We start from the raw sequence: 11523 nt of genomic DNA, 5'->3' as shown, positions 1-11523 counted from the left end.
AGATGAGGATGCGAATGAAAACAATGCATCTGTCTATGCCTCTTACCGTGCCCGAGCGGCTTACCTGACGGGGCGCTATAATCGATTTGGAGACAACGATCAGGTTGCACTTTCGGCGACGGGTTCATTGGTTGCGGCGGCGGGACGTCTCTTTGCGGCCAATGAAATTGGAGAGGGCTATGCGGTCGTAACCAATGCAGGGCCGCAAAGTCAAATTATAAATGGCGGTGTTAATCTGGGAGAAACTGACAAGTCTGGAAGGTTTTTGATTCCTAGTCTCATGCCATATCAAGTGAACCATATTTATTTAGATCCATCGTATCTTCCTCTGAATTGGGATGTTAAATCTACAGATCAAAAAACAGTGGTGGGTTACCGTCAAGGAACTTTGGTTGACTTTGGTGCTCATCAGGTCATTTCAGGATTAGTGAAACTGGTTGATCAAAACAATTCACCGTTAATGCCGGGTTATACCGTTCGAATTAATGGTCAGCAAAATGGGATGGTTGGCTACGATGGTGAAGTGTTTATTCCAAATCTTTTAAAGCAAAACAAACTTGAAGTCGATCTTCTAGATCATGGTTCATGCCAAGTTGACTTCACATATAACAGTAATCAGTACTCAACCAAAAAATTGGGACCTTATGTATGTCATTAAATATTATGAATAAGGCTCAAATAGAGAGCTATAAGTTTTTTCGATTGTCTTTAAAATATTTTGTAGGCATTTGCTTATTTTATCTTGTTTATGCATTTTTTAGTCCGGCACATGCAGCTTGTACGGTAAGTGGGACCACAAATAACACTTTTATCTACACAGCAGCAAATATCAATAGTGATGCAACCGTAAACCTTTCAGGAACAATTACTTGCACGAATTTAGGACTTCCCCAGATTTCTAATTTCATGTGTATGAAAACCGTATTTACGGGAACCACAAATGCAATTAACAGTGTTTCATTACCCTATACAGTTACTGCAACTGTAGGCGGAGCTGGGTCTTCTACCACAAACCAAACCTCCAATGTGTGGTATGGCCCAGTACCAACAGTCGCATCAAATAATATTGTGAGTTACTCGGTAAATATAAAAGTACCGGCCCGAACAGGGTCTCTCATTGCATACCCTCAAGGAACATATACGGCTTCGGTTCGGTTGTATTGGGATATGGATCTTTTGGGTTTGTCATGTGGTGATTTACTTGGTGGCTGGGATTCAGGCGATACATTGCTAACAGCAAACTTTGTGGTCCCAAGCCTGTGCCAATTAAACTCAACCTCAACTGTAGATTTCGGCAATATTAATGATATTGGCACGACTAAGCGTGATTACACAGCGCAAGGGGCAGTGAATACAACCTGTAATTTTGGAACGCCATATAGTATTTATTTAGGGGATGGAAACAACCGTATTGCTGGAGGCTTTAGGCGTATGATCAATAGTAATAATGAATTTATTCCCTATCAGCTATATAAAGATTCTAACTATAGTACGGTATGGGATGCCACGGGAGGCGTAACCAATGTTGGGGGAACAGGGGGAGTCTCAAAAACAGGTACAGGAAGTGCTCAAACGACTACTGTGTATGGAAAGATTCCGCAAGGCACTGCCATCGCAAGTAGACCTGGTGTCTATTCTGATAGTGTTGTCGTTACGGTGACTTATTAATTTTCTCATCTATTATATAGGAAGTTCTTTTTAAGGCAGAGCTTCCTATAATTCAAATTATATCGCTTGAAAAATGTTCTGAAATAAGTAGTAAAAATCAAATAATTCTTAGCTTTCGGAACTTGTTCGTCATCAAAAACAGTTTGACTTAAAAAAGCATTCTGTATATTTATTGATTAGTTCTAAAAAAGAACTAGATAAAAGGCAATTAAAAATAAAGGTGAATAAATGTCGAATATTATTTTGCATCAATGGGAAATTTCCCCATTCTGTCAAAAAATTTCAAGAGTTTTGAAATTTAAAGGAATTCCATTTGACACAGTTAACTATAACGGCATTCTTGGAGCGAAAGTTCCTCTACTAAGTAAGGTGGGCAAAGTACCTGTCATTGACCATAACGGTCAGAGGATTCAAGACAGCACTCGAATCGCGCGCTATCTAGATGAAGCCTTTCCAGACACACCTCGGCTTTACCCTGAAGATCCAAATCAAAAAGCGCTTGCTGAACTTTGGGAAGATTGGGCAGATGAATCCCTTTATTTTTATGAAGTCTATTTACGCGTAAATGACTCAGAAGCTTTAGAAGAAGCGATTCGCATTAGTAGCATTGGTCGTCCGGCCTATGAAAAGCCCATGGTAAAAGGTTTTATTTTAGCCGAGTTGAAAACGCAGCTATTCTTTCAAGGCTTAGGACGTATGAAAGCTGAAAATGTTGAAGAAGAATTTATACGACATCTCGACCGTATTGAGCAGGTTTTGTCACAAAGTGAATGGTTAGTTGGAAACAGCCAAACCATTGCAGACATTGCGGTAGTTGCTCAACTCGGTGAAGTGATCCGCACCAGTAAAAAATTTAGTAAAGAAATTTTGAATCGTCCGTTTATTGCATTATGGTATAAAAAACAAACAGGGTGAAATGTCTATGACATCAGCAACATTAGATAAAAAACAAGATTGTGCGGTTGTTATTGGCGTCGGGGCATCACAAGGTATTGGTGCAGCGGTGTGTCGTCTTTTCGCCAAAGAAGGCTTAAAAGTCTATGTTGCTGGACGTACTTTCCAGAAAATTGAAGCAGTGGCTGCCCAAATCCATGCAAATGCAGGGGAAGCTGTAGCGTTTCGTTTAGATGCAGAAGATATACACCAAGTACAGGCCTTATTTGACACAATCACGAGTCAAAATGAGCGTATTAGTGTTGTTATTCATAACGTGGGAGGGAATATTCCTTCTATCTTTTTACGCAGCCCATTGTCGTTTTTTACTCAAATGTGGCAATCCACTTTTTTATCGGCCTATTTAGTTTCTCAAAGCTGTCTAAAAATCTTTAAAGATCAAAATCACGGTACGCTTATTTTTACTGGAGCAAGTGCATCTCTACGTGGTAAACCTTTTTTCGCTGCTTTTACGATGGGGAAATCTGCTTTAAGAACCTATGCATTAAATCTAGCTCAAATCTATAAGACACAAGGCATACATATTGCTCATGTGATTATTGATGGAATGGTCAATGGCGATAGAGTGAATAAAGCATTATTCGGTTTAGGGCGGTTAGCCCGTCTTACTCGTGGAACCGGCGGACTCAATATTGATGCAATAGCAGAAAACTATTGGATGCTTTACCAACAAACTCCACAACTCTGGACACATGAGCTGGATTTACGCCCTTATCAAGAAAAATTTTGAGAGACTAAAATGCTAAAAAAAATATTTCAAAGATTTCAAAAAAAGCAGGGCTGTGTTGTCGTTGCTGGTCATGACCTTCAACTGATTGAGCGTGATTTTGTAATTTTAGATAAAAACGGGCATTTCCCTTTACATCTTTATCAAGTTGTACATGATTCAGCTGTAAAAAAAATGCAAGTTCATTCTTTAAATGATGGTGTGACAGTAATTCACTTAAATTTAGTGAATGTAGATCATTTAAAATGCTTGTTGCGTTATATTTCAAGTCATGGACATATCATTGAGCTTTGTGTATTTCAGCCGAGTTTTTCATCTTCATCAAATATCGAAGCGTTATCTTTAGAAGAGATTGAACACAGTTGGCAGACCACAGGTTTAAGTGCCGTGAGTGTCGCCCAAGCTGTGATTAAGCCTATGCTTAAACAACAGCGAGGCACAGTTATTTTTCTTGGAGCTCCATTTAATAACTCGCCCCATTACGATGTGTTAAGTCAAAGCATGTTTGCAAGCATTCGTGCTTTAGCGCAGTCATTGGCGAGAGAGTTTCAATCGAAAGGCATTCATGTTACCTATTGCATGGTTGAAAAATGGGAGGGGCAAGACCAGCACTTTAGCTCATCTCTCAAGCAAGTATGCCAACACATCTATCAACAACCTGATTCTGCATGGAGCCAAGAACTCAGCCTATCTTAAAGTTTTACTTTCACATGTTCTTGAAATACAGTACTGAGTTGAAATGATCATAGAACAATAATTTCGGTAGGTTTTAAATAGTGAATATAAAGAGTTTTCAGCGAACTGCTCAGATCGTGTCGACCTTGGCAGCTTTTATGTGTATTTCTTCACTCGCCCAAGCATATCAATATGATCAAACCGCTCGTTTAGTTAACGAGCGTTTAGCTTATATGAAAGATGTAGCAGGTTATAAAGCAGAGCAGCATTTGCCGATTGAAGATTTAACTCAAGAAAAGAAAGTTCTCGATCAATCTCTTTCTGAAGCTGAATCTTTTGGCCTAAATAGCGAAACAGTAAAGCCATTTATTGTGACCCAAATGAATGTTGCCAAGGCTATTCAATATCGCTATCGCGCAGATTGGTTGTCGAGTCCTGAAAGCAATTGGAAGCCACAAGATTTAGCTGAAGTACGTTTAAAAATTAGTTCTCTAAACACTGAGCTTCTAAAAAATATCGCTTATGAACTTAAGAAAAATCATAACAAAGCACCTCATAGTTGTAGCTATATGTGGTCTGTTCAACATCCTCAACTTAAAGAAGCTGACAAAAAAGCTTTATGTGTGGCATTAAATAAAATTCAGTTAAAAAACTGAATTTCTTAAATATGAGTATAAATTGCTGATTCAATCCATATTAAATCAGCAATCTTTTCAAGCTTATGTTTACCAGCCAATAGTCAAACGTGTGCTGATATTATTTAACTAAAAACACGGTTTCTTGAATTTTTATTAATCTCTATTCAACACCAACGACAGTGGTGATATAGCTTGTTGTTAAAAGGATGGCTAGGCCTAATGACATTTCAACTAAAATAGCGTAACTCAACTGCTTTGCAAATCTTGGATGCTGTAAGCGAGGGGTGAAATACCATTTATTAAAGGCAGCTAGTAAGAAAATAGATAGAACGAAGACTATTTTTATAATGAAGCCATGTCCATAAGGTGTATTGAGCAATGTATTAAAATCTTTAAGCAAGAGCAGGGCAACACTAGCACCACAGGCAATTAAAACCCCTACAATAAATGCAGCGATTTTTCCAAACAGATGGATGCTTTCTTTTAATGTCAGACCGTTAATTATTTTGCTTGTTTTCCATAAGGGGTAGAGTGATCCCATCCATAAAGACATGGCTAATACATGTATTGAAAGCAAAATTTGAGCAAATAAAGATAAATTCGTGACATGGCCTAATTGAGAAAAACTAAAAACAATTGGGATGAGTAGCGTGGCAAAAATTGACCATTCAATTTTAGTAATCTGGTTAGTCCCACTGTTTAATTTTATAAGCATAAGGAACAATAAAAGTAAAAAGCTCACTGACCGAATGAGATGAGTATGTCCAATCGGTGTATTAATAAGTAGATTTATATAATTACTATTCAACATACCAGATAGGCCAGTATTTGCGAAACTTCCGATGAGAATAAAGAAACCAAAAATACTTGAGAAAAGCCCTAAACCTGCCCCAACAGTGACGTATTTGATAATAATTCTTTTAAGCTCTATATGACTTTTAAGTAAGAGGTAGCAAAATGCTCCTCCAATAACAAATGCGGTCCCCAAATATAAAAACGCTTTAACAAGCCATGTGGCATATATCCAAGTTTCAGGAACCATATATTTCTCCCTATACAATATGCCAGCTAATGACCGGCATATTGCTTATTAACAATTTATTTTTATTTTGTTGATTGGATCGTGAAATTATATTCACCACTCATATGGTGGCCATCAGTGCCCATGGTCGTCCATACGACTGTATATTTTCCGTTTTTTAGTTTTGGTACAGCGACTTCAAATGATTTTTTTAAATCATGACTAACTTGGTAGTTTAAAGGGATATCTCGACGTTGGGCATCGAGCAATTTAACATTCATCAGCATCACTTCACCGCCAAAATTAAGCGTAATACTTTTTGGCTGGCTAGCTATAGAAGCATTAATAGTGGGGGTGGCACTTTCAAGTTTCACATGTGCGAATGCACTTGAAGCTGTAACAACTATCGTTGTACCCACTAAAATATTTCGTAGAACTGACATTTTGTTGTGAAAAAGCTTCATGTTTTCATCCTCGTAAAACTGATTAACTAAAATAAGAGACTTGCTTTATTGGTCACACCTTTTCTATGCCTATTATTAAAGATAGACAGAAACGCGTTGATGACTTCAAAATTACATTTTTGTCATTATTAAAATTGAAAACGTACAAGTGCTACACTTACTCTAAATAAGATACTGATTGCTAAATAGACAAGTAAGAAAAAAGTTAATGCATTCATAACTTTAGAATTAAACATGCAAGAGGTTTTTTATGGACCATCATCATGAAAATAAAAATGGCAATAATACCCATATTGATCCTGTCTGCGGTATGGAGGTAACAGAAGCAAGTAAATTTACTGAGAAAGTTGATCATAAAACTTTTTACTTTTGCAGTGAAAAATGCCACATAAAGTTTAAAAATGATCCTGCTTTTTATATGAATAAAGTAGAAAAAACGAGTACAGCAAAAGAATCTCAAAACATAAATAATATAAATTCAATTGAAGTTAATCAGTTAGCAAATGCGAATACTTCTACAATTTACACATGTCCAATGCATCCTGAAATTCGACAGAATCACCCAGGAAATTGTTCTATTTGCGGTATGACATTAGAACCTTTACTTCCAAACTTAGATGAAGCAGATGAAAATCCTGAGCTCAAGGATTTTAAAAGAAGATTTTGGTATACCTTACCGTTGACCCTGATTGTAGTATTTTTGGCGATGTTTGGTCATCAGCTCGATTGGTTTGAAATGGGGGTACAGAGTTGGATTGAACTCGTGCTTACCTTACCTATTGTTTTTTGGGCAGGGTGGCCGTTTTTCGTTAGATGTTGGCAATCAATTTTAAATCGCAGTCCCAATATGTGGACTTTGATTGGCATTGGTACAGGAGCGGCATTTATATACAGTCTTGTTGGGACTTTGGCACCACAAGTATTTCCAGATTCTTTTATTTCTATGGGGCGTGTCGCTGTATATTTTGAAGCTACAGCTGCCATTATTTCTCTAACATTATTAGGTCAAGTGCTTGAGTTAAAAGCTCGGTCACAAACCTCGGCAGCAATTAAATCTCTACTTGGACTGGCTCCCAAGACTGCAAGAAAAATTAATGATGATGGGCGAGAAGAAGACATTCCACTTTCCCATGTACATGTGGGAGATTTACTACGAGTACGGCCAGGTGAGAAGGTGCCAGTTGATGGAGTTATTACCGAAGGTTCAAGCTCTATTGATGAATCGATGTTAACAGGAGAACCTGTTCCGGTTACAAAACGAGTAGGCGACCAAGTGATAGGTGCAACAATCAACATGAATGGTTCATTAGTAATGCGTTCAGAAAAGGTTGGATCTTTAACTGTACTTTCCCAAATAGTTCAAATGGTATCTCAAGCTCAACGTTCAAAAGCACCCATGCAAAGAATGGCAGACCAAGTGGCAGGATGGTTTGTTTTGGTTGTCATTGGTATTTCTATTATTACTTTTTTCGGTTGGGGAATATTTGGACCAGAACCAAGTTGGGTCTATGGACTAATCAATGCGGTCGCTGTTTTAATTATTGCTTGCCCATGTGCGTTAGGCTTAGCTACACCTATGTCGATTATGGTGGCAACAGGGCGTGGTGCTTCAAATGGCGTACTTTTTCGGGATGCCGCTGCAATAGAAAATTTAAGAAAAATTGATACTTTAATTATTGATAAAACAGGTACTTTAACAGAAGGTAAGCCATCCTTTGATAAGGCTATTGCTGTTTCAGGGTATGAAGAAAATGAAGTTCTTCGATTAGCTGCCAGTTTAGATCAAGGTAGTGAACATCCTTTAGCAGATGCAATTGTGCGGGCTGCCCGTGAAAGAAATCTTGCACTGACCAAACCGACATCTTTTGAGTCAGGCTCTGGCATTGGTGTTAAGGGCGAGTTAAATGGGCAACAATTATCTTTAGGTAATACCGCATTAATGGAACAACTGGGGATATCCGTTGATTCATTTATACCTCAAGCTGAAGAATTAAGATCAGAAGGTGCGAGTGTTATGTATTTAGCTGTTGATGGGCAACTAATAGGACTATTGGCTGTTTCAGATCCAATCAAAATAAGTACACCTGAGGCTGTTCTTTCATTAAAAAATTCAGGTCTAAGAATCGTAATGGCTACAGGGGATGGGTTAACAACAGCTAAATCAGTTGGTAGTCGCTTAGGGATTGATGAAGTTTATGGGGAAGTTAAACCCGCAGATAAACTGCAACTTGTGCATAAATTGCAAAAAGAAGGAAGAGTGGTTGCAATGGCGGGTGACGGAATTAATGATGCTCCAGCGCTAGCTCAAGCTGATATCGGAATTGCGATGGGAACTGGCACAGACGTGGCAATGAATAGCGCCCAAGTTACTTTAGTAAAAGGTGATTTACGAGGTATCGAGACTGCCCGTTCGTTGTCAGAAGCAACCATTAAAAATATGAAGCAAAATCTTATGTTCGCATTTCTTTATAATGCTTTAGGTATTCCTTTAGCTGCGGGTATTTTATATCCATTTACTGGCTGGTTGCTTTCCCCAATGATTGCAGCTTTGGCTATGAGTTTAAGTTCAGCATCAGTAATTGGTAACGCTTTAAGGCTACGGAGTCAAAACTAGTTGTTTCTGACTACTCATTAAGTTCAGCAAGTAAAAATGAGTAGTCATATATTTTTTACTATAAATTTTTAAAGATAATTTTAAAAATAATGTGCCCATCATCATAGTTGGCTTGAATTGTAGCGCCATGTACATCAAGAATTGATTTGGTTATTGCTAGACCTAAACCTGTGCCTTCTTCAACACGCTGTCTTGAAGCATCTGTACGATAAAAACGATCAAATAATCGAGTGAGTTGTTCTTGTGATAGGGGCGAGCTTTCATTTTCAATTGTTAATACAGTCGCATCATTATTCTGTTGGCAATTAATTTTGATGATTGAATCTGATTTCCCATATTTGATTGCATTGGATAACAGATTGCTAAGTGCACGACGCAACATTGAAGGATCGCCCTCGACGTAACCTTGACCGGTCTGTTCTAGTGACATGTCTTTTTCAGCAGCAATCGCATCATAAAAATCAAATAATGCTGAGACTTCTTTGACTAAATTCACTCGCTGTAAGTTTGCTCTATGTAAGCCATGTTCTGCTTTTGCAAGAAAGAGCATGTCGGACACCATTCGGGCTAAACGTTCAAACTCTTCTAAATTTGAAAATAGAATTTCCTGATAGGTGGTGATATCTCGAGTACGCGATAAACAAACCTGAGTTTGAGTCATTAAGTTGTTAATAGGTGTTCTCATTTCATGCGCAAGATCAGATGAAAAATCCGAGAGTTTACCTACCGCTGTTTCCAGTCGGTCTAACATATCGTTGAATGCAATAGCTAATGACTTTAGTTCAGTTGGTGTATTGTCGACTTCTAACCGCTCAGAGAGATGCTGAGCTGAAATACCTTCTGCAACCTTTGCCATTTTTTGAACTGGACGGAGTCCACGCCAAGCAGCAAACCACCCTAAAAGCATTAAACAAATTGTACCGATAATACCGATATATAAGAGTTGACGCCTAAACTCATTTAAGAAATGAATATGCTCCGATGTATCAACTCCCACAATAATTTGAGCTGTTGAAATGTTATTATTTTGATCAGAAGCTTTGTTGTAAATTAATCCACGATAAGTTTTATTCTCTATTTTCCATTCAATCCAAGGATTATATTTAGATTTAATGAGAGATTGAGAGTTAATAATTGCTGGGGCTGAGCTAAAAATAATTTGTCCGGTTGGCCGCTCAATTTGAACGATTAGATCATGATGACCCACTAAGGCATCTTTTAAATAGAGATTTAAATCTTGAGAGTTGGAGGGGTTTTGTTCAAGAAGATTATGGAGAAGCTGAATTTTACCTTCTAATTGGGTACGGTCCTGTGTTTCGAAATGATGCATGACAAGTTGGTGAATCACCAATCCCATAATCATTAAAATAACTACAGTGGATAGCGTAAAGATAATTGCGATACGAAAGCTAATCGCATTAAACACTTTATGCTTCATCTTCGACCTCTAGCACATAACCCATTCCACGTATATTCTGGATTAGCTTAGGGGTGAAGTTACTATCAATTTTATTTCTTAAACGTTTGATCGCGACTTCTACCACATTGGTATCACTATCAAAATTCATATCCCATATCTGAGAAGCAATGAGAGTGCGAGGTAAAATTTCTCCGCGCCGACGCATGAATAACTCCATCAATGCAAACTCTTTGGCTGTTAAGTCAATACGATGACCAGCACGAGTGACACGTCGCTTACGCAGATCGAGTTCAAGATCGGCAATTGTAATAATATTGCTGTCTTCTTTTTGCTGCCCACGACGAAGTAGGCTCTTTATTCTGGCAAGAAGCTCTGCAAAAGCAAAAGGTTTTACTAGATAATCATCGGCTCCGAGTTCAAGACCTTTAACTCGATCTTCAATTTGATCACGGGCGGAGAGAAAAAGAATAGGCATGCTTTTGCCACTTTTTCTGATGTCGCTAATGATCGTCCAACCATCTAATTTCGGTAACATGACATCCAGAATAATCAAGTCATATTCTTCAAAAAGAGCTTGATGTTTACCTGATATTCCATCAGTAACCCAATCGGTAATATATCCAGCTTCAGATAGGCCTTGTTTAAGGTAATCACGCGTTTTTATTTCATCTTCAACCAATAAGATTCTCATGTATAAAAAATCTCATATCATCCATTTAGAATATAATAACGTTATAAACACATGATTCCGCGTAGATTACAAAAATGTCATTTTCAGGTCACATAGATGTCCGTTGGCAAGAGATAGGGTATTTATATAAAGCTAATTTTGGAGCAAAAAATGAAAACTCTATTTCGTCGTAGTTTGACAACGCTTATGTGTGTTGGTGCTTTAATCACTGGAACCCAATCTTGGGCAGGCGATGCTAAGCAAACAACGGCTGCAAATGCTGAAATCAAGACTTATTCTAAAGCTGATGAAAAATGCTCAAAACCTTGTTGCATGAAGAGTGAAGGATAAATGCAGAATGGAAATAAGGCCGATATGTCAAAAATGGATCATTCTAAAATGAGTGAAATGGATCATTCAAAAATGGGTGACATGGATCATTCCAAAATGATGGATATGTCAAAAAAATAAAAGAGTGTAGAGCACTGTTTTGGTAAGTACGGTTAAACAGTGCTCTTTGCGGATCTTATAAGTTCCTTGATATTTTTTATTAATTTAAAATAAATATCTCTTTACATTTAAAGTACTTTTATTGCTTAACACTAAGCAATTTACTAGTTATTAAGTCAATATAAATCAATTCTTTTATAATGTTACTTACTAATTTAGCTT

At 37.7% G+C, this 11523-nt stretch carries 11 protein-coding genes and 1 pseudogene; 8 read left to right on the top strand and 4 right to left on the bottom strand.

Annotation, left to right across the window (positions count from 1 at the left end; genetic code table 11):
* The 6 genes from ACXM0J_RS18370 to ACXM0J_RS18345 all read left to right on the top strand — a co-directional run.
* A partial coding sequence (locus tag ACXM0J_RS18370; protein ID WP_304457366.1) for a fimbria/pilus outer membrane usher protein occupies positions 1 to 658 on the top strand: 658 nt, incomplete at its 5' end.
* Positions 649 to 1668: a Csu type fimbrial protein gene (locus ACXM0J_RS18365; protein WP_017480890.1), complete on the top strand. Its 1020-nt coding sequence runs from the start codon at positions 649 to 651 to the stop codon at positions 1666 to 1668. The genes ACXM0J_RS18370 and ACXM0J_RS18365, both read left to right, overlap by 10 nt.
* A gap of 228 nt (positions 1669 to 1896) precedes the next feature.
* Positions 1897 to 2583 (top strand): glutathione S-transferase, encoded by a 687-nt coding sequence (locus ACXM0J_RS18360; protein ID WP_014207075.1) that lies wholly within the window; start codon positions 1897 to 1899, stop codon positions 2581 to 2583.
* Positions 2584 to 2590: 7 nt separating this feature from the next.
* On the top strand, positions 2591 to 3352 hold the full coding sequence (locus ACXM0J_RS18355; RefSeq protein ID WP_086264305.1) for an SDR family NAD(P)-dependent oxidoreductase: 762 nt from the start codon (positions 2591 to 2593) through the stop codon (positions 3350 to 3352).
* Between the two features lie 9 nt (positions 3353 to 3361).
* On the top strand, positions 3362 to 4045 hold the full coding sequence (locus ACXM0J_RS18350; protein WP_086264306.1) for an SDR family NAD(P)-dependent oxidoreductase: 684 nt from the start codon (positions 3362 to 3364) through the stop codon (positions 4043 to 4045).
* A gap of 77 nt (positions 4046 to 4122) precedes the next feature.
* On the top strand, positions 4123 to 4680 hold the full coding sequence (locus ACXM0J_RS18345) for a chorismate mutase (RefSeq protein ID WP_213034362.1): 558 nt from the start codon (positions 4123 to 4125) through the stop codon (positions 4678 to 4680).
* 142 nt (positions 4681 to 4822) lie between these two features.
* Here the strand turns inward: ACXM0J_RS18345 and ACXM0J_RS18340 are convergent, their stop codons facing one another.
* Positions 4823 to 5704 (bottom strand): copper resistance D family protein, encoded by an 882-nt coding sequence (locus tag ACXM0J_RS18340; protein WP_086264308.1) that lies wholly within the window; start codon positions 5702 to 5704, stop codon positions 4823 to 4825.
* A gap of 62 nt (positions 5705 to 5766) precedes the next feature.
* Positions 5767 to 6147, bottom strand: coding sequence for a copper resistance CopC family protein (locus ACXM0J_RS18335; protein WP_086264309.1), 381 nt, complete (start codon positions 6145 to 6147; stop codon positions 5767 to 5769).
* A 250-nt stretch (positions 6148 to 6397) separates the two neighbouring features.
* Between ACXM0J_RS18335 and ACXM0J_RS18330 the strand changes: the two genes are divergently transcribed.
* The gene (locus ACXM0J_RS18330; protein WP_262470937.1) at positions 6398 to 8761 is read left to right on the top strand and encodes a heavy metal translocating P-type ATPase; all 2364 of its coding nucleotides are present in this window, start codon (positions 6398 to 6400) and stop codon (positions 8759 to 8761) included.
* A 58-nt stretch (positions 8762 to 8819) separates the two neighbouring features.
* Here the strand turns inward: ACXM0J_RS18330 and ACXM0J_RS18325 are convergent, their stop codons facing one another.
* Positions 8820 to 10199, bottom strand: a complete 1380-nt coding sequence (locus ACXM0J_RS18325; protein ID WP_086266335.1) for a heavy metal sensor histidine kinase — start codon at positions 10197 to 10199, stop codon at positions 8820 to 8822.
* The gene (locus ACXM0J_RS18320) at positions 10189 to 10872 is read right to left on the bottom strand and encodes a heavy metal response regulator transcription factor (RefSeq protein ID WP_086266334.1); all 684 of its coding nucleotides are present in this window, start codon (positions 10870 to 10872) and stop codon (positions 10189 to 10191) included. Before ACXM0J_RS18320 ends, ACXM0J_RS18325 begins: the two co-directional genes overlap by 11 nt.
* A 150-nt stretch (positions 10873 to 11022) precedes the next feature.
* On the opposite strand from ACXM0J_RS18320, the pseudogene ACXM0J_RS18315 reads away from it, so the two are divergent.
* Positions 11023 to 11322, top strand: a pseudogene (locus ACXM0J_RS18315) (hypothetical protein).
* The last annotated feature ends 201 nt before the right edge of the window (positions 11323 to 11523 follow it).

The organism is Acinetobacter sp. GRABPA_MV_2 (assembly GCF_056725885.1).
The sequence above is the reverse complement of the archived record's forward strand: the minus strand, read 5'-3'. Positions and strand labels throughout refer to the sequence as shown.

Bases quoted from the DNA above. Each gene is read 5' to 3' on its own strand.
- ACXM0J_RS18365 (WP_017480890.1), top strand. From the start codon at position 649: ATGTCATTAAATATTATGAATAAGGCTCAAATAGAGAGCTATAAGTTT.
- ACXM0J_RS18360 (WP_014207075.1), top strand. From the start codon at position 1,897: ATGTCGAATATTATTTTGCATCAATGGGAAATTTCCCCATTCTGTCAA.
- ACXM0J_RS18355 (WP_086264305.1), top strand. From the start codon at position 2,591: ATGACATCAGCAACATTAGATAAAAAACAAGATTGTGCGGTTGTTATT.
- ACXM0J_RS18350 (WP_086264306.1), top strand. From the start codon at position 3,362: ATGCTAAAAAAAATATTTCAAAGATTTCAAAAAAAGCAGGGCTGTGTT.
- ACXM0J_RS18340 (WP_086264308.1), bottom strand. From the start codon at position 5,704: ATGGTTCCTGAAACTTGGATATATGCCACATGGCTTGTTAAAGCGTTT.
- ACXM0J_RS18335 (WP_086264309.1), bottom strand. From the start codon at position 6,147: ATGAAGCTTTTTCACAACAAAATGTCAGTTCTACGAAATATTTTAGTG.
- ACXM0J_RS18330 (WP_262470937.1), top strand. From the start codon at position 6,398: ATGGACCATCATCATGAAAATAAAAATGGCAATAATACCCATATTGAT.
- ACXM0J_RS18325 (WP_086266335.1), bottom strand. From the start codon at position 10,199: ATGAAGCATAAAGTGTTTAATGCGATTAGCTTTCGTATCGCAATTATC.
- ACXM0J_RS18320 (WP_086266334.1), bottom strand. From the start codon at position 10,872: ATGAGAATCTTATTGGTTGAAGATGAAATAAAAACGCGTGATTACCTT.